This is a genomic window from Sphingobium fluminis, assembly GCF_037723805.1.
Lineage (GTDB): Bacteria > Pseudomonadota > Alphaproteobacteria > Sphingomonadales > Sphingomonadaceae > Sphingobium.
Window position 1 is genome coordinate 42,714 of sequence record NZ_JBBJUK010000006.1, and the last position, 24,928, is coordinate 67,641.

Sequence of the window (24,928 nt, forward strand, 5' to 3'; positions counted from 1 at the left end):
CTAAGGTCAGTGGTTTGCGGCTCTCGCGGCCGACCATCAGGCCAGACGGCTTCCGGGCAGCCATTGGTTGAACACGGTGTCGACCTCGTTATCGGACGATGATCTGCGCAATTCGAGCAGGTCGACGGCGTTGCCGACGGCGTAGCGGGTCTGGGGCGTCTCCGCCTCGAGCGCTTCGATAATCGTCGCGGCGACCGCGTCGGGCGAGACCGCCGGGCTATTGCCACTTTGCGACAAAGCTTTCTGCTGCGCGAAATAATCGCCATAATTGCGCTGCCCCTGCTCATCGAGTTGAGCCAGCCCATCGTCGAGCTGCGCCGCGAAGCCATGCACCATTGCCGTCGCGATGGCACCGGGCTGAATCAGCGAGACGGGCACGCCCCATTGGCCCGCTTCGAGCCGCATCGTGTCGGCCAGACCCTCCAATGCATATTTGGACGCCGTATAATAACCAAGTAACGGAAAGGCGATTTTGCCGGCCATGGAACCGACAAAGACGAACCTGCCGCCATTATCTCTCAAATGGCCCAAGGTAGCTTGATAAATGGCAAGGTTGGAGACGGTGTTAATCTCCATCGCGCGCCGGAACACCTCTATCGGGGTCGTTTCCAATGGGCCACAGGGATTGATACCGACACAACTGATCACCGCGGTGAGCGGCAGATCGCTGCGCCCCAGTGCCTCTTTGACCTGAGTCACACCGGCTTGGGTGGACGAAAAATCCGCGACGAACAGATCCGCAGCCTGGAAGCCGTCTGCGACCATGCGATCGAGATCGGCTTGGTTCAATGCGGAACCAAGCAGCGTATAGCCGGCCTCCAGTAGCTGGCGCGACAGACTGCGGCCCACGCCGCCAGACGCGCCGATCACTAAAATCTTGCCTGATTTTATTGGTTTGCCGGACATTATTCGCTGTCTCCCAGAAGATCAAACGGTTGAGATCTTGTAACCGTCGGAGCCGGATATTGGCCTGACCGCATTAGCTGATCGCGTCGAGGTGCAGCTCGATTCATCCGTTATCGGATTAGGTTGTATTTACTAATTGGAAGTCGCCTCCAAGGAAAGAGCCCAAGCTAACCGTCGCATCGCATTTTCCTGCGCCTTTCTCGGTCGCTTCCTTCGAATGCGCCGTCAGCGCTTTCTGGTGCACGTTCAGGGGAACCAATACAGGACGCCGATCGATTAGTGTCAGGAGAGGAACATGATCATGACCAGCAATCGTGGACGACCGGACGAGCCTCAGGCCGACAAATCCGATACGGTAGTTCCGACGGGGCTCGATCAGGTCGGCGATGACAATGCCAGCCAACTGCCCGGCGAAGACGCGTCTATAAAACTCCCGATCGAGGAGGGCGACTTCAACGCCCAACCTCAATAGCGATCGCGGGGCGTCCACGCGCTGGCCTGTCATGCGCCTGGCCGGCGACGCATACTATATACAAAGGACGTTGCCAGCGTTATTTTGCGCGTGATCGCCTGCGCCCCGCCAGACCTGGCCGCGCGATAAACGCATTGCGTTCGGCGGTGCGAAGCATTAGGTCCTACATACTGTTTTCGAACATAATGAGGGATGCCATGGATTACGATTACCGGACGGGATTCGTCACTTACCCTGACGCTGAACCCGGCAGTCCCGCTGCAAAAGCGCCTTATATCGATCATGGCACCGACCGTGTGGACCCCAAGCGGTTTTACAGCAGCGAGGAAGCGGCGCTCGAATGGGACCATATGTGGACCAAGAGCTGGCTATTCGTAGGACTGACTCAGGATCTCCCGGAGATCGGCGACTGGTTCAAGGCCGATTATGGTAAAGAATCGTTCGTCATCGTTCGGACCGGCGAAGGCGATGAGGGCATCGTCGCCCATTTCAACGTCTGTCCGCATCGTGGCAACCGGATCGTGCATACCGATTTCGGCAGCGCCAGCGGCGGCGATGGTGAAGGGGCCTGCGTTTTCACCTGCGATTTCCATGGCTGGAAATTCGGTCTGGACGGCAAGAATGCGGAAATCCGCGACGAGATGATCTTCCGCAAGGAAGCTATTGCGCACCGCCCTGGCCTAAAGTCGGTAAAGTGCAGCGTCTGGAACAGCCTGGTCTTCATCAACATGGACCCCGACAGCAAATCGCTGCTGGAGCATCTCGACGTTATTCCAGAGCATCTCGCGCCCTATCCGTTCGAGAAATATCGGGTGCTGCGGGACATCGAAACCTGTTGGGACGCGAACTGGAAGACCGCGCTGGACGCGTTCATCGAATTCTATCATGCCGACGATGTGCATCCGCAGGTGGCGCCGTTCACCGAGACACTTGGTTGCCAGTACGACCTGTACGGAAATGGCAACAGTCGGATGATCATCCCGATCGGCAGCGTTCCGGTGCGCTTCGAGGATCGCGAGACGGTGCCCGAGGGCATGAAGGCCTTCCTTCAGTTTTACGGCGGCAATCCGGAAGATTTCCTGCATTTGCAGGGCCATGAATATAACAAGGCCTTCGCCCAGACGCGCCGCAAATGGGCAGAACGGCATGGCTATGAGCATTTCAAGGATCTGACCGACGATCAGGTCAATGACGACTGGAACTATTTCATCTTCCCGAACGTGACGATCAATGCGTTCAGCGACTCGCTGTTGCTTCAGATTTTCACGCCGCACGCGTCGGACCCGCGTAAAAGCCATTATCGGGCGATTTCGTTGTGCCTGCCGGTCGGCGGATCGCAGGATATGGTCATGGACCCGGGTCAGTTCGGTCCCGAGGCCGTTTCGCCCCCCGGCTGGGACGGATCGATCAGGCCCGAGAAGATCATACCTCAGACGCTCGCGGATTTCGGCTCTGTGCTGGCGCAGGACGCGGTTCGCGTACCCGAAGTGCAGAGGGGCGTCGAATCCATGGCTTTTGATGGCTATGTTCTGTCCGAATCGGAAAATCGGATCCGGCATTATCTGGCGGAGCTTGATCATTTAATCGGCAGGAGCTGACATAATGGATATGCCAACCCCGCCGGCCAATCTGTTCGAAAGCGTCGAAAATGTAGAGATCAAGCTGTCCCGTACCAAGACCTGGAGCGGGCTTGAAACTGATGCCGCTTATTTCCCGAAGGAGCGCGACGACGCTTATCAGGAAAATCTGGGCGATCCGGGCAGCTATCCCTTTACGCGAGGCGCCTATCCCCAAATGTATCGCAGTCGCATGTGGACGCTGCGGAATATCGTGGGATACGGCTCTCCTGAGGATACGCGGCAGGGTCTCGAAATGGTGCTCGCATCTGGCGGGACCGGCGTCAGTATCGTGCCGGACCCGCTGACGACGCAGAGCGTCGATCCGGATCACCCGGCGTTTGGGCCGGAAGTGGGATTGGAAGGCTGTTCGCTTCCCACGACCCGCGACATGGAGCGGCTGCTCCATGGCGTGGATCTGGCGAAGGTGGATACGGCCTGGCATTGGGCAGCCATGGCCTATCCGCTGGTGGCTTCGCTTCATGTGAAGCGCGGTCAGCCGCTCTCCACCTTGCAGGGCTCCAACATGCCCGACATGCTGCAACAGACGTTGTGCGGTTGGGGCAAACATCTGGTTCCTGCCGATTTCGGGCACCGGATTGCGGTCGACGAGGTTGAGTTCAGCGTTCGCAATAGCCCAAAATGGGCGCTCGGTATGCCGCAGGCCTATGATCTGCGCGAACGCGGCCTGTCGCCGGCGGGCGAGATTGCGCTCGGCATGGCGATCATCAACAAAACGATGGATGATCTGATCGCACGTGGTCTGACCGTGGATCAGGTGGCGCCCAGCCTCGCATGGGTGTCGACTTCCGACATCGATTTCTTCGAAGAGATCGCCAAGTTCCGCGCTTTGCGGCGTTATTGGGCACGGACGATGAAAGAACGCTTTGGCTCGCAGGATTTGCGCGCGCAGCGTCTGCGGATCGCATGCCACACATCGGGCAAGTCGCTGGTCTACAAGCAGCCGCTCAATAATCTGACGCGAACGGCGATTCAGGGGCTGGCCGCTCTGTGCGGCGGCGTTCAGTCGCTGGAAGCTTGCACCTTCGACGAGCCGGTCTGCGTGCCGACCCATGAAGCGCGTGAACTCGCGACACGTCAGCAGCAGATACTCGCCAACGAAGTGGGCGCCGCCCGCGTCGCCGATCCGTTCGGCGGAAGCTATTATATCGAGGCGCTGACGGACAAGGTGGAAGCCGAAGCCATCGCCATGCTGGCGCGGATCGAGGAGGTAGGCCTCATCGAAGCGATCGCCAGCGGCAAGATCGAAGAAATGATGGACGATTTCAACTTCGATCTTCAGCGCGAAATGGACAATGGCGAGCGGATCATCGTCGGCGTGAATCAGTTCGTGCCGGAAGACGAGCCATCGCCGACGCGGTTCAAGTTCGACCGGACGAACACCTATGCGCACATCCGCCGCTTCTCGGAACTCAAGCAGCAGCGTGATCAGGGCAACTGGTCGGCGTCGCTCAAAAATGTCCATAATGTTGTCAAGAGCGGCAATAATCCTATGCAGGCGATGATCGACGCGTTCATCGCCGATGCCAGCATCGGCGAGATCTGGGGAACCGTTCGCGTCGCCAATGGACATCAGTTCGATCCCTATGGTCACCTTCAGGCACCGTTGAGCTATACATGAGCAAACCCAATACAGTCCGCTGCATGCTTGGCATGCTCGGCACCGATGTGCATTCAAAAGGCATTCGTACGCTCGCCCGGCTGCTCGATGAAGCTGGCGGAATAGACGTCGATTATATCGGCGAACATAATAGCGTCGAGGGCATGGCGGATGCGGTGGCCGATCGAAAGATCGACATTGTGGGCGTCAGTTTCTCGTCGGCCGCCTATGTCGAATATACGCGCCAGTTGATCGAAGCGATGAAGGCGAAAGGCGTGGGCCATATCCCGGTGATTCTGGGCGGTATGATCCATCCCGACGACGTTGCCGATCTCAAGGCGATGGGCGTGGCCGGGGTATTCGGCGCGGGGTCGAAGACCGAGGATATCGTCCTTTTCGTGCAGAATGCCGGTGCGCCGAAAATATGACGTCTTTCGTCGATGTTTGTGCGTTTGAGGATATTCCCAATGGCAAGCACCGCGCATTCAATGTCGACGGCCTGTCCATACTGATCTTCCGGATCAATCCAGATGTGTTCGCGTTGGAAAATCGCTGCACCCACCTGGATTTTCCCCTCGAAGGGGGGCGACAGATCGGATCGGACATAATCTGTCGCAAACATGGCGCGCGCTTCGACATCCGGTCGGGGAAAGCCGTGGTCGGGCCGGCTGTCGACCCGCTTCGGCGCTTCGAAGTGCGGGTTCGGGAGGGTAGGGTCGAGGTAAAGCCAAGCATGCCTTTGAGCCGCAATCCTTTTGTCAGAGCGGCTTCCTGATAGGGTGCATTGAGTCGATTGTGGGCATGCGGAATTGCTCGTGCGTCGACGACCCCGCTTCTACGATGGCAGTGCCTTTGGTGTCGATGGCGGCCTGACGATGACGCGATGTCCCCACCGGCAACGGGCGGGAATGCCAAATTTTGCCGTAGTCGAACGGGAGGAATATCGGTGGACAGCATAAAGAAGCAGGCAATTCGGCAATATTGCGCTGCGGTGGGTAGGGGCGATGCAGAGGAAATCAAAAGCCTCACCACTGAGGATTATGTACACGAGTTTCTCGGCAGCACGGCGTTGCGCGGGAAACGCACGCGATCGGAACTCCTCGATCAGCTCGTGGCATTTTCATCGGCTCTGGCGGCACCGGGAGAGTTTATTTTTCAGGAAATGGTCGAAGAAGGCGACATCGTTTCCGCCATGTTCTCAGGCAAATGCGAGCTTAAGAACGGCAAGAGGTTCGACGGCGACTATGCCGTATTCGTCCATTTCAGGGATGAAAAGATATTGATGATGCGTGAGCTGATCGACACAAAACTGGCCGACAGCGTCCTGACCTGATAGTCAGAATCCTCTTCGAATGGGCATAATATTAGGAAAAATGGCAATGTTCGATCTTACAGGTAAAGTTGCGATAATCACGGGCGGCGCGAGCGGTATTGGCGCGGCAGCGGTCCGCACCTTTCATCAGTTGGGGGCAAGTATCACCATCGGCGATATCCAGGCTGATGCCGGTCAGGCGCTCGCCAGCGAATTGGGCGACCGGGTCCGCTTCTCGCGTCTTGATGTGACCAGCCAGGGCGACTGGGAAAGCGCTGTTGAACAAACCGAAGCCGCCTTTGGCCCGGTGAATGTTCTAGTGAACAATGCGGGTCATCCCGGCCACTGGAAGCCCGCTTCCGAACTGGCGCTGGAGGAATTTCGCATGGTCTGCGCGATCAATCAGGAAGGCGTCTTTCTTGGCATGAAGCTTGTGTTGCCTTCGATGATCCGTGCCGGCGGCGGCTCGATCGTCAACAATTCTTCGGGCTATGGACTGGTGGGCGCGGCCAATAATCTCGATTATTGCGCTTCCAAATTTGCGGTGACCGGCATGACAAAGGCAGCCGCCATCGAATTCGCGCCATCCAACATCAGGGTTAATTCGGTTCATGCCGGGGTCGTGTTGACGCCGATGGTCGAGGAAACGATGAAGTCGCTGGGGGCAGACGCGGACCTTTTCATCGCGCGCATGCCGCTCAATCGTCCGGCCGCACCCTCGGAGATCGCGAGCGTATTCGCCTTCCTGGCGTCGGAAGCAGCGAGCTTCGTGACTGGCGCCGCCCTGCCGGTCGATGGTGGACTGACCGCGCAATAAAAAGCCAGCGGGCGCGGGATCGTAAGCCTGGGACAGCCCGGGCTTGCGACCAGCGCGGCCTGGCCATATCTTTGCCATGCGCTACCGCGCGATGCCGTCTATTTTGAGCGCCGTGCGGTGAAACGGGATCACCTCTCAGCAAGGCCCTTCAGCTCCGCTCACGACGACCGGTTCACACTAAACGCACGGCTCCAGCAGGCCCCTGCGCCAGACTATCGCGAATATGCCGGATCGCTGCGATCCCGCGAGGAGCGATGGTGGAGCAAGTCATATTGCCCGCCGTCCCTTATACCGGTGTATAATCTGACCTGATTAAAGCCGGGAACGATCTTACGCCTTAGGATACGCCATTCACCCATCCTGCGTTCGAACACATCGATGTAACGGCCGCCGAAAATAAATTCGATTACGTCGTCATCCTTGAAGCACGCAGCCAGCGCATTCTGCTCGCCCATCAGCGCGGCTCGGCTGGCATGGGTCGGGTAGGACAGGTGAAAGGCGTTCAAATGCATTTCCACAAAGGCCCGATCGCCGTCGATGTCGATCAGGATGTTGGAAACACTGTGTTGGCTCGTCTCCCACATGTCAGGAATCAGCGTTTCGAACAGATGGGATATGATTTCCACCGCCGGCCCCTCCGCCGGGCCACCGTCGAATCCGCCATCGTCCCAGAACGTGGTCCTGAACAAGTCGACGTCGAGCCGGTCGGCGGCACGGCAGTAGCGATGGATGACATCGGTGATCTGCTGGCGGTCTAGCAGGGCGCTGAGTTGGTCGGCTTGCATGCTCATCGGCGTCTGCCATGATCGCTCGAAAAAGCCGACCCTATCCGCCGGGACTGAGTATCGGGCCGGATCATCAGGGCTGTCTTTCCGCTCTTTCCTTGATGAAATGACTGTCAAGGCTGGCTACTATCGCAACATATACACTGTGGAGCATGTCGTCATATAAAGGCCCGTTCTCGGCCGGTACGACGTCGAAATTCGACGACACCGTCATCATGCATCCGCCATCGTCCAACTCATCGAGAGACCAACTGGCCATATAATTGCGAATGCCGGGCGCGAAATCGTCGGTCGCGTCATAATAAAGCCGATGCGCGACGGGATCTGCCACCAGCAGCACTTCGCGATTTTCCTCCGGCGCGCCCTTTTCGACTGCGCCCTCACCACGTGACATGACCCGCGTCCGGGGCACCGCATCCGGTTCGCCTTCGAGCCAACTGTCCATCAGCTTCATACCGTCAGTGTTTGTGCCGTCCTGGTACCAAAAAAGCGTGCCCCAGTTGGTGATCAAAGCCCATACGTCTTCGATGTTTGCGTTGATCTTTCCCTGATGATATCCCGCAACCCTATGAACCTTCGTCACTGGCATCTCTCCGACGTTAAGACAGAATCACCGACGGTCGCCTGTCATCGAGGCAGCACCGGCTAATGCGGCATCTCTAGAGCCCATCTGCCCCATCATCAATGATGTTTTCAGGCACCGGAGTGCGCTCCAGGTGCAGGCCGGATTCCTAGTTCGGTTCGATGTGACAGCATCCACCCATGGTTGACGTGACTCCTGCAACTGCTAGTGTTAGATACTAATGACTAAAACGCCACAGGGGCCAATATTTTGAGCGGCGAATCTACTCCCGAGAGAATTCTCACCACCGCTCTCAGGCTTTTCAACAGCAATGGGGTGGACAGGGTCGCGATTTACAAAATCGCATCAAACCTGGGGATAAGTCCAGGAAACCTGACCTATCATTTCGCAAAAAAACAGGACATTATCTATTCATTGATAGATCGTCTTGAGTTGGAAGCAGCCGAAGTATTGGCCAGCCCGCGCAAGCCGAGCGCCCGGCATCTCGCCGAATATATCGTGCAATTGTTCAGCCTGATGTGGCGCTATCATTTTTTCTTCGAATCGCTCACCTATTTCACGGCGACAGATCCTAACCTCGCGGAAAGCTATAGGCGTATCATGGCGACCGCGATTGCCGGATCTATCCAGCGTATCGAAAATGCTATTGCCTGCGGCGATATCGCGCCGATGACGTCGCCAAACAGCCCGAAGATTCTGGGCGAAAATATGTGGGCCGTCTGGGTAAACCGCCTTGGCGCAGCACGGTCGGGCCATGATGAGGATTGCAGCCGACTGGTCGCGATCTATGATTGTTGCGTCCATCACATCAGCCTTATCCAGCCTTACGCCAGCGAAACATATATATTGCGGCTTCATGAAGCCGTAAAAGAGCTTCTAGACGTTGAAACCGAAGCCTTCAGCGCCATCAAGTGATGCGGGCGACCGCCCCGCGTTGACGAGCGCGCCATTTGCGCGAACTCTTCGCCACAGCGTTCGTTGCCTGGGTGAAATTTTCGCGGGCAATAAGGATCGGACTATCATCCCCTTTCCTGCGCGTCTGTCAGTCCGCCAGGGGCCATGCGAGCGGAAAATCGTATATTATTGCAAGGAGATGATGAAATGAGCGCAGACGATCGCCTCGCCATTCAGGAACTAAACTATAAATATGCCTATTTCATAGACAGCCTCGATCCCGAGAATTGGGCCGACATATTCGCCCCCGACGGCGTTCTGGACGAAAGCGAGTTTTTCCCGGATGCCCGCTTTGCCGGTCGTGAGGCGATCCTGGCTTATGGAACGAAGATTTCGGGCAACGTCCATAATATCGTGCACCTGATGACTAATCAGATCATCAATGATCTTACGCCCACCAGTGCACGCGGCACGGCCTTTGCCCTCGTAGAGACGATGCGCAAGACGGGCGAACGCCTCCGCTTTCATGTAAAATATGAGGATGAGTTCGTGAAGATCGACGGGTCCTGGCGGATCGCGCAAAAAACGCTTCGCAAGTCACTTCCGCCGGAGGACGTCAAATCCAGCGACTGATCGCGGGCTATTGATACATTCCCGACCGGGTGGAACGGAGAGCCGCCCGGTCCCCTTCAATCGACCCCAGCGAAATGAGCGAGCCGAGATGATGTCGGGCCGGTGCCGCGATATGATCCCGCAGGGCCGCGTTCATAGTCGCGATCGCGCAGCCGGCGACCTTGAAGCATGGCGGTGACGCCCTCGACAAACGCGTCGACCGTTCTCAAGTCACTAACACGCACAACCCACCGACCGCGCCAGCTTTCGAACCATGGCGGCTCGTGGTCCGCGACGTCCGAGCCGGGCCGGCACTCGTCCTTATCGGAGACTAGCGCGGCCCGGCCGGGGCATTACAGCGCTTCGAGGATGGTGACGTTCGCCTGACCGCCGCCTTCGCACATCGTCTGTAGGCCATATTTGCCGCCGCGCGCGCGCAGAGCATGCACCAGCGTGGCCATCAGTTTGGTGCCCGACGCGCCGACCGGATGACCGAGCGCAATCGCGCCGCCATTGACGTTCATCTTTTGCGGGTCGACGCCCGTGTGCTTGAGCCATGCGAGCGGCACGGGTGCGAACGCTTCGTTGACCTCGAACAGATCGATGTCGCTCAGGTTCATGCCTGCCCGTTTCAAGGCCTTGTCCGTGGCATATAGCGGTTCTTCCAGCATGATGATCGGATCGCCGGCGGTTACGGTGAAGCTCGCGATCCTCGCAATCGGGGTCAGCCCATATTCCTTGAGCGCCTTTTCCGAGACGATCATGACCGCAGACGCGCCATCGGTGATCTGCGAAGACGTCGCGGCGGTGATCAGGCCGCCGTCCAGCACGGTCTTCACAGTGGCCATGCTTTCCAGCGACGCATCCCAGCGGATACCCTCATCCTTGACGTGCATATCCGCCGTGCCGTCGGCGAGCGTGATTGCGATCGGCACGATTTCCGCGTCGAACGCGCCGCTGTTGGTCGCCGCGATCGCCCGGCGATGGCTCTCGAGCCCGAAAGCGTCGAGATCTTCGCGGGTGAAGCCCCATTTCTTGGCGATCATCTCGGCGCCGCCGAACTGGCTGAAATCCTTGACGCCGTAGCGATCTCGGATCGCCTGGACCATCGGCGTCTTGCCTTCGGCGCTGTTCGTCGCCGCGCCCAGCGGAACGCGGCTCATGCTTTCGACGCCAGCGGCGATCACCACGTCCTGCGTGCCAGACATGATTGCCTGCGCTGCGAACTGGACAGCCTGCTGCGATGAACCGCATTGCCGGTCGATCGTGACCGAAGGCACGGATTCGGGCAGTTTGGAAGCCAGCACCGCAAAGCGTGCGACCTGGCGCGATTGATCGCCATATTGCGTGACGCACCCCAGGATGACGTCATCGATCACCTCGGGCGGCACCCCGGACTGGGCGACGACCGCGTTCAGCACCTCGGCGGCAAGTTCCACCGGATGCTGGCCTGAAAGCCGTCCATTGCGCCGTCCGCCAGCGGTTCGAACAGCGGCCACGATATAGGCGTTCATATTTTTCCCTTCACTTGACTGATCCGCACGGCCGGTACCGGGGTTGCAACAGGCGTCCCTATAGACCGATCGCCTTCCACTGTGCAAATCGCTAGGTCCTATATACTGTTTGGTCCTGGATCGTCGGCCTTTTTTTAATGATCCGGTTGCAGGGGCGCAGCAGCGCCGGCCCGCCATCACCCCTGCACAATGGCGATTTCGAGCCGCACCGCATCGAGCAGGGTTTCGATCGCCGCATTTTCGCTGGCGCTACCCGACGGCTGGATCGACCAGTTGCAATGAGGATGAGTCGCGCGATCGTATACGCGCACGGTGCCGATGGCGTTACGCCATTGACGCCGGGAGCCGCCCAGCTTGCGCATGAGGCGGGACAAGAGGAGGTCATGGAGTTCATTGGCTGTCATGAGCGCATATATATATTCTCGGTGGCGCTATGCGCCAAGATATATGCCGATTGGCTCGCGCGCATCTAATGCGGGGAATGAAGGCCCGGTTCAGTTCGCCTGCGGAACATTTTGCGCATGCCGCCCGTTTTCCTGACCGAGGCATAAAAGGAGTGCAGACCATGGGTAAAGGCTTGTTGCTGTGGCTCGTAGGGGTGCCAATTCCCGTTATTATCGTCTTGTGGCTGCTCTTTCACTGATGGTCGATTGACGGCGGGCGCGCTTGACCGCTAAGGCGCTGGTCGTCGGGGAGTAGCGCAGTCTGGTAGCGCGCCTGCTTTGGGAGCAGGATGTCGCAGGTTCGAATCCTGTCTCCCCGACCAATTCTTCAGTCCAAAACGACCAACAAAGTCTCAAAGCGTCCAGAAAAAATACTGTTTTTTCAGTGCTTTGATTGAGGTAAAATCGTCTCAAACAGGATCCATTCTTGTCAGGCGATTCAATGCGTTTTGTTGGTAAAATGTTGGTCGGCGATGGCAAAACTTCGAATCCGGAACACGGATCCGAGGTGTTCTGACCCATGCTGACTGATGAAATCCTTCGTAACCTCGTGGCCGTCGATAAGCCGATCAAACGGTCGGACGCGCACGGTCTCTATATCTTTGTCGTACCCTACGGTCGCAAGCGTTGGCGCTTGGCCTACCGCTTCGACCAGAAGCAAAAGACGCTCAACGGGGGCGAGTACCCCGAGACAAGCCTTCACCGGGCACGTCTGTGGTGTGAAGAGATGCGCGCGCTGCTTAAGGCTGGGGTGGACCCCGCCGAGAAGCTTCAGCAGGATGCTTTCACTGCGAAGGCTGAGCAGACGACGTTCGAGACGCTAGCACTCGAATGGCTGGAAGCGCGACGGCCATCCTGGTCTTCCAGATACGCCAAGATAACCGAGACGCGCATCCGCTCGGATCTGTTCCCCGTACTCGGCCAGATGCCGATACGGTCGATCCTGCCCAGAACAGTGCTTGAAGCTCTTCGCGCGATCGAGGGGAGGGGATCAGTCAATATGGCGCACAGGATCAAAAACTACTGTAGCGAAATTTTTCGTTTCGGCATTCCCGATGGCCGCGTTGAGTCTGATCCGTGTCGTGATCTCACCGCCGCCATGGTGAAGGCACCGCCGACCCGCCATCAAGGCAAGGTGGATATCAAGGATCTCCCGGAATTCTTCGCCAGGCTCAATGCAGATGGCGGCTCCAGAATGAGCCACCTTGCCTTACGCTGGACAATCTTGACCATGGTGCGCACGCAGGAAACCCGCTTCGCGCAGTGGTCGGAGTTTGAGGGCCTTGGAACCGAGGAACCTGTCTGGCGCATACCGGCTGAACGCATGAAGATGCGGTCGGAGCACCTCGTGCCACTGCCTCCCCAAGCAATCGACCTGCTGCGTGAGATCAAGGATTTGAACGTCTACGGCGCGGCGGGTAACGAAAGGTTCGGAAAATATCTGTTCCCTGTCGCTGGATCGCGCTCGGACACCATCAGCGAAAACAGGATGCTCGACATCATGTATCGCGTCGGCCTGCGCGGCAAAGCTACTGTGCATGGATTTCGATCAGTTGCCAGCACCGTGCTCAATGAATCAGGTTACTTCATGCCCGATTGGATCGAGATGCAACTGGCGCACATGCCACGAGGCGTACGCGGCGTTTATAATGCCGCACGGTACCTCAGCCACCGTCGCAAGATGATGGAGTGGTGGGCCCAGTATCTGGAGGCGGCCGAGAAGGCCGCGCCGATAGTGCTGCAATCTATGGCCGAGGCCCGAAAGCCAAAGGCCGCCTGCCTCGCGTGGTTTCAGACTTCCTGGTAGGAGGTGGGGGCTTCCATCCAACGGGCAATTCTGGATGCCCGCCAGCCCACGGAGCGGCGTCCGATCCTTTCCTGCTTAGGAAAGCTGCCCTCCTTGATCATCCTGTAAATTGAAGCCTTCGGGCAACCGGTCCTTTCTATGACCGCCTTGATCCGCAGAAACTTTTCATCGCCGTCGTACATAGCAAACCAATCCTACCGATGGTCTGCCCGCCGCAGAAGATGATGCTTTAATTCCAATTCGCGCGCAAGGGTGCGCCTAGGTGTTCAGTCCCGGCATCTGGTGGATCGGGTTGACGATGAACCGGTCTGGCTCTGACGTCCAGATCTTGGCGATGTTCCGGCATGGGTCGAGAATCGCCGCCACCGGAACACAATTATCCAGTATGCGTCCTATGCCCATGTCGGCAGATCCGCACAACCTCCAGCGCTTCGTGGACGCGCAACAGGACACCTATGCTACCGCCTTGGCCGAGCTTCGCCGGGGCCGGAAGTCCAGCCACTGGATATGGTTCATATTTTCGCAGATCGCCGGCCTTGGCCGAAGCTCGACAGCCCAGCGTTATGCCATCACGTCGGTGGATGAGGCCCGCGCCTATCTAGCACACCCGACGCTCGGCAGTCGCCTTCGTGATTGCGTACAAGCGCTGCAGGACCTCCCGCAGGGCAACTGTGCGGGCGATGTGCTCGGCGAGACCGACGCTATAAAGCTGCGGTCAGTCATATCTCGAGTCGGCCCGGTCCTTTGCGGGATTATCTTCAGGCTTTACCGTACTGACATTCGGCCTGTCCCAACGTCCTCCTGCGGGTTGCGTCCGCGCGTGCGGATCGGGATCGTCATTGCTTGGCTGGATGTCGCCTTCTGGTCCGCGCCGGGACATCTCGTCGTGCTGACCTGCCTTCGGATCAAGGCCGTTTTCGTTGGTAAGCATATCAACTCGACGGGCTCGGGACTGTTCTTCAGTAGGAGGGCGTCATAGAACACCTCTCCGGCATCGGCCGACGGGGCAGTAAGGACAGCCAGCTTCGCTGAACCACTCCGCATAACATTTGCGTCTTCGCCTTTTAACATTCGTGGCGAGCATCGCGTTTTGAAAGCCTTAAGGCGTAAACGCACCGACGGAGTTAGTGCCAAACGAACTAAGCGAGGTTCGATGACGGTGCTGGCTTGAACCTACGCTGTCAAAGTCGCTCATACACAGTTCAAGAGCAGTGCGCCATGTTCAGTCCCTGGGGAACATGGAGATGGTCATGACAAAGTTTTACAAAAGAACATTTCAGGTTTTGACCGTCTCGGCGGCCTTGCTAGCTTGCGGCCCGCTCTCGGCTCAGCCGCGAGACTGGGATTGGAGCGGCGGTCGCGGAAACGACCGCGAATATCGCCTTGTTGGCGCAGGCGTGCCGCTCCTTCATCGCGAGCTGCGTAATACAAATCAAGGGCGCGCCTTCGTCCTGCGCAATTTCGACTTCAATCGCGATGGGAGGATCAATCGTCGTGAAGCCGACCAGGCCAACCGTGCTTTCATAGAGGTTGGCCGGCCTGGACCCGGCGCATTTGACTGGTCTTCGCGCGATGAGGTTGTTGCTATGCCTTATCTTGACCGAGATTGGGACCGCGGCGCCATGCGCAGCTATCGCTTTCGCCAAACCCCATTGGGGGCGACGATGACTCTGCAGGAAGAGGTGTTATTTCGCACGGACAGCGCAGACCTTCGACCTGGTGCAATTGATAAACTGCGCCCGCTGGCAGGCTATCTGCGGGCCAATGGCGGCGTCCGCGTCGCAATAATCGGTCATACCGATTCACGTGGTACCGAGGCGCACAATGAGGATCTAGCGGAGCGCCGCGCCGATAGCGTGCGCTCCGCTTTCGATGAAATGGGCGTTACCCGAGCGCGCTTCCGTGTCGAGGGACACGGCGAACGCGAACCAGTTGCGAACAATAGCACGCCAGAGGGCATGCGCCTAAACCGACGCGTTGAAATTACGCTTCTCGGCGGGCGGGCTGATCGCCTTGGGCGCGAGGATTGATGGCGAGGGGCGGCGTGAGAGCCGCCCTCAAGTGAATTGTGAGCATTGAACGATAGTTCAAGCGCCTTTCGCGAGGGCTGACTTGCCAGATGCATTGATGAATATTTTCTACAGCTTCGCCTTGACGAAAGTAATGTCTGGTCGATCCCTTCAACCTTGTTTGTCGGTTTTAGGGTCCTCTGCCTAATCATAGGATGGTCGACCATAATTACTGAAGTAAGCGTATCGTGACGGCATGAGGAATATTTTCCGCACCTTGGTGGCGAACCAATTGCATCGCTGGATCGAATTCTTGGCCGGTTTATAATTATCTCCGTAGGTACATCACAATAATTTGCCGCGTTGACTCACAGTATCCTCGCAAGAAGTGGTTGCTTCAACCATTTCGAGCTGTGCCCAGATTAGCCGACCGTCCGCTGCTGACCAACGAACTCGAATGCCTGAATGGCAAGAATGGTCGACATCGGTAAGCCCAAGAATATGACCCGTGGCACGGCTCATCAGGATTGCGGGGGAGCGCTGTGCAAGGCTGTCTGCTGCGACTCGGCGAGCGACCTTGCATCCGTGAGGAAAATGGGCAGCACACGCCCGGCCTTCCTATCAGCGGCAGCACTTTGATACTGCGGACTAGCGGGAGGGGACCTCCTACGGGTCTGGCGGGGAAGTTATGCTTCACCGGCTGTTAGCATCTGCGCTGTAGCCTCAAAATCCAGGAGGCATGGACATGCGAACAAGTAGTGGAGGATGTTGCCAGGACGGGCATGCTTTCGATATCGCGATGGCTTATCAGCCCATTGTCGATATCGAGTCGGGGCGCCCATTCGCGTTTGAAGCGCTTGTCCGCGGTAGCAACGGCGAGGGCGCTGGCGAGATCCTGGCGCGGGTCACGCCTGAGAACCGCTATGCCTTCGATCAGCAGTGCCGCGTCGCCGCGATCGACGGCGCAGTCGCCGCCGGTATCCTCGACACCGATGCGCGGCTGTCGATCAATTTCTACCCAACTCCGTCTATTCGCCCGTTGCTTGCATACAGCTGACCCTGAAGACGGCCAAGAAAAACAGGCTTTCCTACCAATAGGCTGATCTTTGAATTTACCGAGAACGAGCAGATTACCGACACTGGTCATGTGCAGACCATCGTCGATTCCTACCGTAGATGGGTTTCGGCACGGCCATTGGCGATTTCGGCGCCGGGCATGCGGGGCTGGGCCTCCTCGCCAAGTTCCGGACCGATTATATCAAGCTCGACATGGACCTTGTTCGCGGTCTCGACACAAGCATGCCCCGCCGGCTAATAGTTGAAGGCGTCCTTCGGATCGCACGCTCCCTCGACATCACTGTAATAGCCGAGGGTATCGAGACAATTGGGGAATATGAAGCGCTTCGCTCCCTTGGTGTGCGCTATATCCAGGGCTATCTACTCGCGCGTCCCGGGTACAAGGTTTTGCCTGAAGCAACTTTACCTGAACAACCCGTGACTCCTGTCGTGCAGGATCGTCAGGCGCGATCTGCGTGAAATAGGTCTCGAAATCGTGACGAGCGGCCGGTACCGCATTTTCCTGGCTGAGCAGCGAGGCAGAGGTATGCGGGCAAAAGATTTCGAAAGCGAGTGGGTGGCCAGCTGATGCCGCTTGGCCCGCCACAGGAGCGAAAGAAGCACAAGAGGTGATGAGCCAAGCCTGGGTATCCCGAGGATGCCCGGCTACCGCCAACTTTTTCCTGGGATTTGCGATGAACGGTTACGTGCAGTTTGAAACTCAGAGGGCGATCCGATCGTCGTCAACGTCGATCGGGTAAATGTCGCGCGGAGCTTCCAAGGCGAGGACCTTGCCTGCGCACTGGATTTTGAAAAGGGAATCTATGTCGTCGAAAAGGGTCGCCTGAAGGACGTGATGGGTGCTGGCTGAAGGGTAAACTGCCCGCTCTGCGATCCGGGAACGACCATTAACGAACCTTGCGATCGCGGACAAAGATGCGCCAAGCTAATTTTTCGTCGAATCGCTTTTCCGCTCTTCGTTTGATCAATTCGCTGCGGGCCACCCATACCACTGGCGCAGCGACAATCCCGGCAATCGTCAGATCAACCCACGCAGGAAGGGAAAGGAACCGAACCGCAAAGCCAGCGGCGAATAATGTGAAGGCAACTCCAGATATAAACGCCCGATGTACCAGCTTCATTTTTCGCACGGCGTTTCCTTTGTCATGCGCTGTAGCGATATCGGGTTAATGACCGCTATCTACGCAAATCGCGGCCATTTGCTGGCATAAGCCAGGATCGGTTTCGGGGCCGGTATCGATCTCCTGACATAACGTAGCAGCGTAGCGCGACGCCGCCGAGACGCAGCAAATAGCCATATTGAATTCTGGTCAGTTGGCGGGCCTCATGGGCTCGACCTGTGGCGGGGAAGCGCCTGTTGGCGGCTGCGACGCCGGATCGTCGGCGCTAACGCTCGCGCACCGTTCCATGCGTCATTCGATGTGATCCCGCAGGGCATCATTCGCACAGCAACGAATTATCTCGCGCTGGCGAGGTCGAAGACCGCCGCTTGTGCTTTTAGTGGGTCCGTCAGTTCGGGAGACAGCCCGGCCTCTGCAAGCATCATCAGTTGCTCGCGTATAACCTGCGTTTCGGCACTGCCGGTAAGCAGAGGTTCCACGCCGCGCAGCATGGTGAAGCTCATGCCAGCATGGGTATCCATGTCTGTCTCCATCTCCATGGCCGGTAGTCGCGCCAATTGGCTGGCCGCTGCGCCAAGCACGTGCATGAGATCGAATGCGGTACCGACCAATTTCTTCTGGTCAGCCGCAACTTCATCTCCGGGACGTGCAAACGCCTGGCCGAGGACTCGCAGCAAGAGTCCGTAAGTCGCGCATGCGAAGTCCAGTAGCTTTGCCGCCTGCGGATGCGAAACATAGACCTTGTCTTCGGGTTCAGGGGGTTTGCGAAGCACGGGGTTGCCGGCCACCGGCCAGGCCGGAACAAAGCGAGCGTCGGCCTGACGAAGCGCGTCCAGCTCTTCGCGCAAGGCAAGAAAGCTGCGGTAATGGGATTCTGCCTCGTCGGAGGGCGATCCCTCCCCCTGCTCGACAACAAAATCTATTGCCGCGAGCGCATCTGAAAGGTCGCTGATCGTGGCAACGCCGTCCAGGTCAATGATGCCGGCCCCAACCTGCGCGTGCTTGCGACCAATAAACAGGCCGCTTTCCCCAAGCCGACCAGCCAGCGCACGGAGATTCTGGCGGATAGCCTCATAAAGATGGCCGATCGTCGTATAGTCCTGCGCTGTGGGCATCAGCCCTGGACGAGCATGGTCACGGGCATAGTCTGCCTGTTCATAGCTGTCCGCATCCTCACCCTCCACGCCACGTGGCCGTTCCAGGAAGATGAAATGATCGAGCGTCTCTTCCGAGAAGCCACTGAGGCGCACAACAACGCCGGCCGGAAAATAGCCTGGTGACACTGGAAAGTTGGGCCGGGCGAAATGCGGGCGGCCACCGACCGCCACGGTCAGGTTTGCCACCGTCAGCAAATGCCCCATTTCTTCAACAGCGACGTCCATAATCGCCTTGCGCCAGCGCTCAACCGCTGCTCCTTGCGCTTGCGACAAGCCAACGTCTCCAGCGCGCTTGAGGCTGAAGGCCGCATAAAGATAGCTGCACATCAGCGTGTGCTCTATCTCAGAGGCTTCGGCGAGCAGGTGGAGTAACTGTTCACGTGAACCGATCGCAACCTCTGGCTCGTCCTGGGCAGGTGGCTGGTTGCTCACAGCGCTGCGCCTCGCACGAGCAATGGCTGAGCGAAGGACGCCGGCCAATGATCTGGCTCGAGTACATCGCGCCGCTGCAACTCCTCCAGGCTCAATCTGCTGCTGATACCTTCCTCGGAAATCTTGAGCTCGTCCGGGTGAAGCGCGTGCAGACGTTCTCCGACACCGGCTATGCCGCCCTCGCTAACGACAATATATGCCAGCCCGGCATCCCCACACCGCATCATACCCTCGATCACGGTGCCAATCGGCTCATTGTCACGGCCCATCAACTTGCCGCCGACGAGCGCGCTGACCGCATATAATGTCGGAACCGGCGCGGTCGCACTTCGCACGGTCGCAGCCTGGCCGCCGTCCTCATACCGCGCCTGCCGTCCAAGCCAGCGCCAGATACCCACGGCATTTACCAGGGTAAGTAAGGCGTTAGTCCAGAGCAGGTTCTGCTGGCCCGAGCTGATCGCGACGATGGACCAAGCAACCGACCCAATCGTGAATATGATGAAGCCCCAACCGGTAACCCGCGCGCCAAGGTTTGCAGCAGTCATCATGGCCGCGATCATCGTGGCGACAGGCGCGACCCATCCGGCCATCTCATTCATGTCTGCGGTATCCTTTGTCGACAGATCGGTAGTTGGCTGGCTCGCCAGCCTGTGCAACCAGCCTGATTAATGCACGAGATGGCAAATGGAAGCAGAGCATGCGGACCTACATCATCGCAGCGCCGGCTGGGGTCGATCCTCACGTGCCTCTGTCCTATGAAACCTCCATGGCGATGTTGATCGATTGATCTGGTATTTTACAACCGGCTGAAGCACGATGGCTTGTGAGGCCACAGGGTGTTGCGTGGGGCTGCTCATCATCCGTAATCGTTCTGTCTGAGAAAAGTGTCGCCCAAGGCTAGCAACAGCCTCGAAATCATGACCTGGGGGCACGTCGCTTTAGTGGCGGCGCGGTCTTCTTGTTTGTAGGATTTCGGTCACAGAAATTGCACCTGCGCTTTTCCTTTCACTTTAAGCGATGAAAGGCAGTGTCGACGCACTGCGTGTGGATAGGCGCTGGAGCGGCACCATGACAAAGTCATATACTGCTTGTTATTTAGATTTTCTGCGCGCGGAGGCCCAGGTGGTGGCTATCGTCCCCTTAATTTTTACGAATCTCGTGATCACCCAGCGCGGTATGTGGGTAGAGGCTGCGGTCCCTCTTCGACGCCTATCCACAGCCTGATATCGCCTCGTGTCATCCGCGTGATTAAAAATGACTGGGGCGGTCACTCCCATGATTTTTGGAATGACCGCCCGGCCTTCATTCAAAAGCGATATTCAGCGCGGACGCCATAGGTGGCAGGTTTGCCGGCCTGATAGCTCAACCCGTAGGGCTGGCTGGTGGAGCGGTAGACCGCATATTTCTGACCAAACGCGTTGTCGATATAGGCGCCAAGGCGGATATTGTCGCCCGGCGGGCTGATGTAGCCAGAGAAGTTGGCGATGGTGTAACCGCTCTGGCGGTCATAGTGAAGCTGCCCGCCACCGTTTGCGGCAAAGTCGAACGAGGAGCGATACTGAGCCGCACCAGCAACATTAGCCTTCCATGTCCCGATCGGGAATTCATAGCTGGCGGTCAACGACGCCTGCAACTTTGGTGCATGGACCCCGCGTACACCGTTCAGATTGGTATCCGGCCCTGGAGGGCAGTTGAACAGAACCGCGCCGGGCGCTGCTGGATTAAACGGCCTTACGCAAACTTGCGACGCATTGTCATAATTAAAAAATTCGGTGTGCAGATAGCCAATAGCCGTACCGAGGGTCAGCCCCTCGGTCGGATGCAGGGTCGCTTCGAATTCGGCACCATATCCCTCCAGGCCGCCCGCATTTTCATAACGCGATCCGCCTGCGGTCGCGTCGATAATCTGGGTCTGCAGGTCCTTGTTCTTGTAGTAGAATACCGACAGCGCTGTGCGCAGCATGCCACCCATCAGCGTGTTTTTGATGCCGATTTCATGATTGAAGATCTTTTCAGGCCGCAGCGCCTCGGCAGGTGACGTGGCGGGCGTGCTGAGACCGCCCGCCTTGAAGCCCCGCGTGAAGCTGTAATAAATGTTGGTCGGACCATTATCCCAGGCCAGGACGAAGCGCGGCGTAAACGCCCGGAAGGAGCCGCCGAAGGTGAACTTGTCCGGCAAGCCGAACAATTCGAAACCGGCATTATTGTCGCCGGTGATCGTCCGCTTGTCGTAAGTATAGCGCCCGCCGAAGGTGACCTTGATTTGATCGGTCAGTTTGTAATTGCCCTCGACGAAGGCCGAGACAGACTCGGTGCGAATGTTGTTGACGGTGCCAGGCCCGTCTCCGGTGGCAGCAATCACGCCGGCATAGTCGCTACCGGTCAGGCCGAGATCGAAGAAGGCCTTGTCGTAGAGGTAATTCACGCCGAAAATATAGTTAAAGCGGCCATCAAGATGCGACGCGACCTGCAATTCCTGCGAATAGGTCTTACCGCCTACGCCGCGGACCTCGAATGCGAAGGCGTCGGCTGGCACATAATCATTGTCGGCTTTTTGTATGCTCTTATCGGACAGGAAGGTGCTGAGGCTGGTGATATCGAAATTGTCCGTCGAGAACGTGGCGCGCAGATAGGTACGCAGAACACGGTTGCGGAATGGCACATATTCGGTCTGATTGGTCTCGTAGAAGCCCTCGGCCGGAACATTGCCCGTGGTCTGGCAGACCAGGCACAAGGGCGCACCGAAGGCGAGCTGATCGATATCCCGCCGCCACCGGCTCTTTTGATATTCGACCCCGGCAACGATGTCCGTGCCGTCGTTGGGCTGCCACCGCACCGTGCCGCGCATCGTGTAGGAGCGTCCACCGCCAATGTCATTGCCGGTGGCCAGATTGCGAATATAGCCGTCTTCCTGCAGATATCGGCCGGCGAATCGGACGCTCAGCGTCTCGCTGACCGGCAAGTTCAACATGCCGTCGATTTGCTTATGGTCGAACCGGCCATATTCGGCCAGCACGCGACCTTCGAATTTCGAAGTCGGCAGGGCTGCGTTAAGCCGGATAACGCCGCCCGTGGCATTTCGGCCATAGAGCGTTCCCTGCGGCCCGCGCAGCACTTCGATCGTGCCCGGATCGACAATGTCGAGGAGCGAGTTATATCCTGCCGTCCGCTGCAGATAGGCCCCGTCAAGATAGACCGAGACCGGCGCTTCGACGCCTGGCGTTGCGAAATTCTGGCCGATGCCGCGGATATAGAGCTGCGCGAAACCCGTGCCTTCGGCGAAGTCCGTGCCTGGCACGACCAGCTTGATGTCGCGAAGGTTCCGCAGGCCCAGCTGCTGCGCCGATTCAGGCGTAACCGCCGTGATGGCGACCGGGACGTCCTGCAGTCGTTCGGAGCGGCGCTGCGCCGTTACGATGATGTCACCCAGCCCGGACGTCTCGCCTTGATCGGCGCTGGCCGAAGAAGCAGCGGCATCCTGCGCGCCAGCAGACTGGGCGTGAGCGGAAAACCCGCTCACAGCGCTGCCTGCAAGCAACAATGCCTTAACAACGGTATATCGCGTCTGCATTAAACATCCCCTCTTACCTATGGCCGATTTTGTGACAGCGTACGCTCGCGAGAGCGTCGATGACCAACTTTTTTGCAAACCCGTCCTTATAGCGATCGTTCGAAATCGTCCGATGTCGAACGCCCTTATTTTTTTTGTCACATATGCCGGAACGATCGCCGGGATCTTGATATGCAGGTACCTGTTATCTTGAACCTGCTTCACGACCTCCTATGAAATTATATTGTCCGTGTCAGTCATCAGGCGGCTGTCAGGCCGCCATCGACGATCATCATCGTGCCGGTCACGAAACTGGCCTCGTCAGACAGCAGCCAGCGAATGGCATAGGCTATCTCATCCGGCTCAGCGAGGCGCCCCATGGGATTCGCGGCCATCATCATGTCCTCAAGTCCGTTGAATGCATCCATCTGGCCTTGCATCATGGGTGTCCGGGTGGCGCCGGGAAGCACTGAATTCACGCGGATACCGAGCTTGGCATAATCAAGAGCCGCCGCCCGTGTTGCCGACAACACGCCGCCCTTGGCGGTGCAATAATCCGCGCCACCCGGGAAGGCAGCTATGCCGGCCGTCGACGCGATGTTCACGATCGATCCCTTGCCCGCCTCCAGCATCGCCGGCACCTGCGCACGCGTAGCGAAGAAAACGCTGCGCAGGTTAAGCGCATAGACGCTTTCCCAGAAATCCGGGTCTATCTCATGCATCGGCTTGCCTTGGAACGGCTTCCCGGCGGCATTGCAGGACCCATCGAGCTTGCCGAACGCCTTCACCGCTGCTGCCACGGCTGCATGATGCTGCGCTTCATCGGACACATCCAGCCGGACGAACTGCGCCTGCCCGCCGTTGCGGACGATCTCATCGGCGACCCGCGTGCCTGCCTCGACGTTCACATCCGTCACGGTGATGGCTGCGCCGGCCTCTGCGCTGCGTAATGCAACGGCGCGACCGATGCCGCTTGCGCCGCCCGTGATCAATATGGAGCGCCCTGCGAGATTTTGCGCCATTCCAGTGTTCCCTTCCTATACGAGTCCTATGCGAGCTTCGTCGCAACTAGACAAACGAGACCATGCTTGCTCAGGCCGCCGGAATTGCAAAGCTTTCCAGCGTGCGACGAAAATCCTCGAGACCCTTCTCGTTGAGCTGACAAGCCGCTTTTAATTTACCGGTGATGCTACGCATTTCCACCTCCAGTGCGCGGCCTTGCGGTGTCAAATCCACGAGGACGCGACGCTCGTCTGCCGGATCACGTGACCGTATAACCAGTCCCGCGCTCACGAGGCGCTTGAGCAAGGGCCCGATCGTGCCGCCATCCATGCCCAGACGCGCGCCGAGCGCTCCCACCGACAGAGGGGGGCCGCTCAACAATTCCAGCATCACCAGATATTGCGGGAAAGTGAGGCCCATTGGCTCGAGAAACGGCTTGTGCATGCGCGCCATCCGGTTGGCCGCGCCGTAGAGCGCGAAGGATAGCTCGGTATTGACGCTTTGCTTACCCAACGATCAAATCTCCAGCGCACTTTTATAGAGTGCGCTTGACATATAGTATTACTCGGGCTTTACAAGGGGGTATGCGAAGGGGTCGCGGTGCTTCGACTCCCGCCTCTGCACGATGGCGAGCCCGGGAATTGCCGGTAATCATTGTCGATCTCATCGCTGCGCTGATCCTCGCTGCAAGCATGGGAATATGAAATTGTAACGGGCAAAGTTGTAGACAATCGATATTCATAGTCAGGAGTGAAAAATTGGACAGCCCGAGAAAGAAAGCAGTGCGGGACTATTGTGATGCGGTAGGCAGGGGCGATGGAATTGCTTTGAGCAAGCTCGTGACGGAAGATTATACCCATGAGTTTCTGGGCACGACAGTGCTGGCAGACGCTGGGATTAGGACGCTCGATCAAATACTCAGTCAGCTGGAATTATTTTCCGCGGCATTGGTTGCACCGGGCAAGTTCACCTTCAACGAAATGGTTGAGGAAGGCGACATCGTAATCGCGATTTTCTCGGGCGAATGCGAACTTACAAATGGTAAGCGGTTCGACGGGGACTATGCCGCAGTCTGTCGGTTCAGAGGCGATAAGATCCTGTCGATGCGCGAACTGATGGACACGAAACTGGCAGACAGTGTTCTTGCCTGAATAGATGGCTAAATCTCTGCTCTACATAGAAAAAATCTGCAATTGAC

Annotated in this window: 27 protein-coding genes, 1 tRNA gene and 1 pseudogene; 16 read left to right on the forward strand and 13 right to left on the reverse strand. The window is 57.9% G+C overall.

The genetic code is table 11. The features are described 5' to 3' along the window. Window positions 1-36: 36 nt before the first annotated feature. Window positions 37-870: an SDR family NAD(P)-dependent oxidoreductase gene (locus WG907_RS14865; RefSeq protein ID WP_340234013.1), complete on the reverse strand. Its 834-nt coding sequence runs from the start codon at window positions 868-870 to the stop codon at window positions 37-39. A gap of 337 nt (window positions 871-1,207) precedes the next feature. Between WG907_RS14865 and WG907_RS14870 the strand changes: the two genes are divergently transcribed. The 7 genes from WG907_RS14870 (at window position 1,208) to WG907_RS14895 (ending at window position 6,744) form a co-directional block, all read left to right on the forward strand. Beyond that, the gene (locus WG907_RS14870; protein WP_340234015.1) at window positions 1,208-1,378 is read left to right on the forward strand and encodes a hypothetical protein; all 171 of its coding nucleotides are present in this window, start codon (window positions 1,208-1,210) and stop codon (window positions 1,376-1,378) included. Window positions 1,379-1,575: 197 nt separating this feature from the next. Then, window positions 1,576-2,976, forward strand: coding sequence for an aromatic ring-hydroxylating oxygenase subunit alpha (locus tag WG907_RS14875; RefSeq protein WP_340234017.1), 1,401 nt, complete (start codon window positions 1,576-1,578; stop codon window positions 2,974-2,976). A 4-nt stretch (window positions 2,977-2,980) separates the two neighbouring features. Beyond that, a complete protein-coding gene (locus tag WG907_RS14880; RefSeq protein ID WP_340234019.1) occupies window positions 2,981-4,636 on the forward strand; it encodes a methylmalonyl-CoA mutase family protein in 1,656 nt (551 codons plus the stop codon). After that, entirely contained in the window at window positions 4,633-5,043 is a 411-nt protein-coding gene (locus WG907_RS14885) for a cobalamin B12-binding domain-containing protein (RefSeq protein ID WP_340234021.1), read from the forward strand. The genes WG907_RS14880 and WG907_RS14885 overlap by 4 nt, the downstream gene beginning before the upstream one ends. After that, window positions 5,040-5,390, forward strand: a complete 351-nt coding sequence (locus tag WG907_RS18235; protein WP_445326821.1) for a Rieske (2Fe-2S) protein — start codon at window positions 5,040-5,042, stop codon at window positions 5,388-5,390. The genes WG907_RS14885 and WG907_RS18235 overlap by 4 nt, the downstream gene beginning before the upstream one ends. A gap of 171 nt (window positions 5,391-5,561) precedes the next feature. Continuing rightward, the gene (locus WG907_RS14890; protein WP_340234022.1) at window positions 5,562-5,948 is read left to right on the forward strand and encodes a nuclear transport factor 2 family protein; all 387 of its coding nucleotides are present in this window, start codon (window positions 5,562-5,564) and stop codon (window positions 5,946-5,948) included. A gap of 46 nt (window positions 5,949-5,994) precedes the next feature. Then, window positions 5,995-6,744: an SDR family NAD(P)-dependent oxidoreductase gene (locus WG907_RS14895; protein ID WP_340234023.1), complete on the forward strand. Its 750-nt coding sequence runs from the start codon at window positions 5,995-5,997 to the stop codon at window positions 6,742-6,744. A 212-nt stretch (window positions 6,745-6,956) separates the two neighbouring features. Here WG907_RS14895 and WG907_RS14900 read toward each other — a convergent pair whose 3' ends face one another. Next, window positions 6,957-7,535: a nuclear transport factor 2 family protein gene (locus tag WG907_RS14900; RefSeq protein WP_340234025.1), complete on the reverse strand. Its 579-nt coding sequence runs from the start codon at window positions 7,533-7,535 to the stop codon at window positions 6,957-6,959. A gap of 67 nt (window positions 7,536-7,602) precedes the next feature. Then, complete coding sequence (locus tag WG907_RS14905) at window positions 7,603-8,118, reverse strand: SRPBCC family protein (protein ID WP_340234027.1); 516 nt, start codon at window positions 8,116-8,118, stop codon at window positions 7,603-7,605. A 243-nt stretch (window positions 8,119-8,361) separates the two neighbouring features. Between WG907_RS14905 and WG907_RS14910 the strand changes: the two genes are divergently transcribed. Next, window positions 8,362-9,027, forward strand: coding sequence for a TetR/AcrR family transcriptional regulator (locus tag WG907_RS14910; protein WP_340234029.1), 666 nt, complete (start codon window positions 8,362-8,364; stop codon window positions 9,025-9,027). Window positions 9,028-9,213: 186 nt separating this feature from the next. Next, entirely contained in the window at window positions 9,214-9,639 is a 426-nt protein-coding gene (locus tag WG907_RS14915; protein ID WP_340234030.1) for a nuclear transport factor 2 family protein, read from the forward strand. 332 nt (window positions 9,640-9,971) lie between these two features. On the opposite strand, the gene WG907_RS14920 is transcribed toward WG907_RS14915, so the two are convergent. Then, window positions 9,972-11,132 (reverse strand): acetyl-CoA C-acetyltransferase, encoded by a 1,161-nt coding sequence (locus tag WG907_RS14920; protein ID WP_340234031.1) that lies wholly within the window; start codon window positions 11,130-11,132, stop codon window positions 9,972-9,974. 176 nt (window positions 11,133-11,308) lie between these two features. Further along, window positions 11,309-11,506: a hypothetical protein gene (locus WG907_RS14925; protein ID WP_445326822.1), complete on the reverse strand. Its 198-nt coding sequence runs from the start codon at window positions 11,504-11,506 to the stop codon at window positions 11,309-11,311. A gap of 315 nt (window positions 11,507-11,821) precedes the next feature. Between WG907_RS14925 and WG907_RS14930 the strand changes: the two genes are divergently transcribed. Continuing rightward, window positions 11,822-11,898 (forward strand) — tRNA-Pro (locus tag WG907_RS14930). A 197-nt stretch (window positions 11,899-12,095) separates the two neighbouring features. Further along, window positions 12,096-13,382, forward strand: a complete 1,287-nt coding sequence (locus WG907_RS14935; protein WP_340234034.1) for a tyrosine-type recombinase/integrase — start codon at window positions 12,096-12,098, stop codon at window positions 13,380-13,382. On the opposite strand, the gene WG907_RS14940 is transcribed toward WG907_RS14935, so the two are convergent. Then, a complete protein-coding gene (locus tag WG907_RS14940) occupies window positions 13,367-13,564 on the reverse strand; it encodes a helix-turn-helix transcriptional regulator (RefSeq protein WP_340234036.1) in 198 nt (65 codons plus the stop codon). The two genes, WG907_RS14935 and WG907_RS14940, sit on opposite strands and share 16 nt — an antisense overlap. A 218-nt stretch (window positions 13,565-13,782) precedes the next feature. On the opposite strand from WG907_RS14940, the gene WG907_RS14945 reads away from it, so the two are divergent. The 4 genes from WG907_RS14945 to WG907_RS18245 all read left to right on the forward strand — a co-directional run bounded on the left by WG907_RS14945 (window position 13,783) and on the right by WG907_RS18245 (window position 16,927). Beyond that, window positions 13,783-14,361, forward strand: a complete 579-nt coding sequence (locus WG907_RS14945) for a DUF1810 domain-containing protein (RefSeq protein ID WP_340234038.1) — start codon at window positions 13,783-13,785, stop codon at window positions 14,359-14,361. A gap of 271 nt (window positions 14,362-14,632) precedes the next feature. Beyond that, complete coding sequence (locus WG907_RS14950) at window positions 14,633-15,412, forward strand: OmpA family protein (protein ID WP_340234040.1); 780 nt, start codon at window positions 14,633-14,635, stop codon at window positions 15,410-15,412. Window positions 15,413-16,130: 718 nt separating this feature from the next. Then, the gene (locus tag WG907_RS18240) at window positions 16,131-16,448 is read left to right on the forward strand and encodes a hypothetical protein (RefSeq protein ID WP_445326823.1); all 318 of its coding nucleotides are present in this window, start codon (window positions 16,131-16,133) and stop codon (window positions 16,446-16,448) included. Between the two features lie 119 nt (window positions 16,449-16,567). Beyond that, complete coding sequence (locus WG907_RS18245) at window positions 16,568-16,927, forward strand: EAL domain-containing protein (RefSeq protein WP_445326824.1); 360 nt, start codon at window positions 16,568-16,570, stop codon at window positions 16,925-16,927. A gap of 25 nt (window positions 16,928-16,952) precedes the next feature. Here WG907_RS18245 and WG907_RS18250 read toward each other — a convergent pair. From WG907_RS18250 to WG907_RS14985, 7 genes and pseudogenes are all read right to left on the reverse strand, one after another. Next, window positions 16,953-17,054, reverse strand: a pseudogene (locus WG907_RS18250) (hypothetical protein); the annotation flags it as partial. Between the two features lie 301 nt (window positions 17,055-17,355). Continuing rightward, window positions 17,356-17,598 carry a hypothetical protein gene (locus tag WG907_RS14960; RefSeq protein WP_340234042.1) on the reverse strand — a complete coding sequence of 81 codons (243 nt, stop codon included), beginning with the start codon at window positions 17,596-17,598 and terminating at the stop codon, window positions 17,356-17,358. Window positions 17,599-17,924: 326 nt separating this feature from the next. Next, window positions 17,925-19,178 carry a ferritin-like domain-containing protein gene (locus WG907_RS14965; RefSeq protein WP_340234044.1) on the reverse strand — a complete coding sequence of 418 codons (1,254 nt, stop codon included), beginning with the start codon at window positions 19,176-19,178 and terminating at the stop codon, window positions 17,925-17,927. Beyond that, a complete protein-coding gene (locus tag WG907_RS14970) occupies window positions 19,175-19,777 on the reverse strand; it encodes a PRC-barrel domain containing protein (RefSeq protein ID WP_340234046.1) in 603 nt (200 codons plus the stop codon). The genes WG907_RS14965 and WG907_RS14970 overlap by 4 nt, the downstream gene beginning before the upstream one ends. A gap of 707 nt (window positions 19,778-20,484) precedes the next feature. Next, window positions 20,485-22,698 (reverse strand): TonB-dependent receptor, encoded by a 2,214-nt coding sequence (locus tag WG907_RS14975; protein ID WP_340234048.1) that lies wholly within the window; start codon window positions 22,696-22,698, stop codon window positions 20,485-20,487. Window positions 22,699-22,988: 290 nt separating this feature from the next. Beyond that, the gene (locus WG907_RS14980; RefSeq protein ID WP_340234050.1) at window positions 22,989-23,750 is read right to left on the reverse strand and encodes an SDR family NAD(P)-dependent oxidoreductase; all 762 of its coding nucleotides are present in this window, start codon (window positions 23,748-23,750) and stop codon (window positions 22,989-22,991) included. A gap of 70 nt (window positions 23,751-23,820) precedes the next feature. Then, complete coding sequence (locus WG907_RS14985) at window positions 23,821-24,243, reverse strand: MarR family winged helix-turn-helix transcriptional regulator (protein ID WP_340234051.1); 423 nt, start codon at window positions 24,241-24,243, stop codon at window positions 23,821-23,823. Between the two features lie 269 nt (window positions 24,244-24,512). On the opposite strand from WG907_RS14985, the gene WG907_RS14990 reads away from it, so the two are divergent. Beyond that, window positions 24,513-24,881, forward strand: a complete 369-nt coding sequence (locus WG907_RS14990; RefSeq protein WP_340234314.1) for a nuclear transport factor 2 family protein — start codon at window positions 24,513-24,515, stop codon at window positions 24,879-24,881. Window positions 24,882-24,928: the final 47 nt, after the last annotated feature.

Bases quoted from the DNA above. Each gene is read 5' to 3' on its own strand.
- WG907_RS14900 (WP_340234025.1), bottom strand. From the start codon at position 7,535: ATGAGCATGCAAGCCGACCAACTCAGCGCCCTGCTAGACCGCCAGCAG.
- WG907_RS18235 (WP_445326821.1), top strand. From the start codon at position 5,040: ATGACGTCTTTCGTCGATGTTTGTGCGTTTGAGGATATTCCCAATGGC.
- WG907_RS14880 (WP_340234019.1), top strand. From the start codon at position 2,981: ATGGATATGCCAACCCCGCCGGCCAATCTGTTCGAAAGCGTCGAAAAT.
- WG907_RS14970 (WP_340234046.1), bottom strand. From the start codon at position 19,777: ATGAATGAGATGGCCGGATGGGTCGCGCCTGTCGCCACGATGATCGCG.
- WG907_RS14875 (WP_340234017.1), top strand. From the start codon at position 1,576: ATGGATTACGATTACCGGACGGGATTCGTCACTTACCCTGACGCTGAA.
- WG907_RS14935 (WP_340234034.1), top strand. From the start codon at position 12,096: ATGCTGACTGATGAAATCCTTCGTAACCTCGTGGCCGTCGATAAGCCG.
- WG907_RS14940 (WP_340234036.1), bottom strand. From the start codon at position 13,564: ATGTACGACGGCGATGAAAAGTTTCTGCGGATCAAGGCGGTCATAGAA.
- WG907_RS14915 (WP_340234030.1), top strand. From the start codon at position 9,214: ATGAGCGCAGACGATCGCCTCGCCATTCAGGAACTAAACTATAAATAT.
- WG907_RS14905 (WP_340234027.1), bottom strand. From the start codon at position 8,118: ATGCCAGTGACGAAGGTTCATAGGGTTGCGGGATATCATCAGGGAAAG.
- WG907_RS18240 (WP_445326823.1), top strand. From the start codon at position 16,131: ATGGACATGCGAACAAGTAGTGGAGGATGTTGCCAGGACGGGCATGCT.
- WG907_RS14895 (WP_340234023.1), top strand. From the start codon at position 5,995: ATGTTCGATCTTACAGGTAAAGTTGCGATAATCACGGGCGGCGCGAGC.
- WG907_RS14945 (WP_340234038.1), top strand. From the start codon at position 13,783: ATGTCGGCAGATCCGCACAACCTCCAGCGCTTCGTGGACGCGCAACAG.
- WG907_RS18245 (WP_445326824.1), top strand. From the start codon at position 16,568: ATGGGTTTCGGCACGGCCATTGGCGATTTCGGCGCCGGGCATGCGGGG.
- WG907_RS14920 (WP_340234031.1), bottom strand. From the start codon at position 11,132: ATGAACGCCTATATCGTGGCCGCTGTTCGAACCGCTGGCGGACGGCGC.
- WG907_RS14950 (WP_340234040.1), top strand. From the start codon at position 14,633: ATGACAAAGTTTTACAAAAGAACATTTCAGGTTTTGACCGTCTCGGCG.
- WG907_RS14980 (WP_340234050.1), bottom strand. From the start codon at position 23,750: ATGGCGCAAAATCTCGCAGGGCGCTCCATATTGATCACGGGCGGCGCA.
- WG907_RS14885 (WP_340234021.1), top strand. From the start codon at position 4,633: ATGAGCAAACCCAATACAGTCCGCTGCATGCTTGGCATGCTCGGCACC.
- WG907_RS14870 (WP_340234015.1), top strand. From the start codon at position 1,208: ATGACCAGCAATCGTGGACGACCGGACGAGCCTCAGGCCGACAAATCC.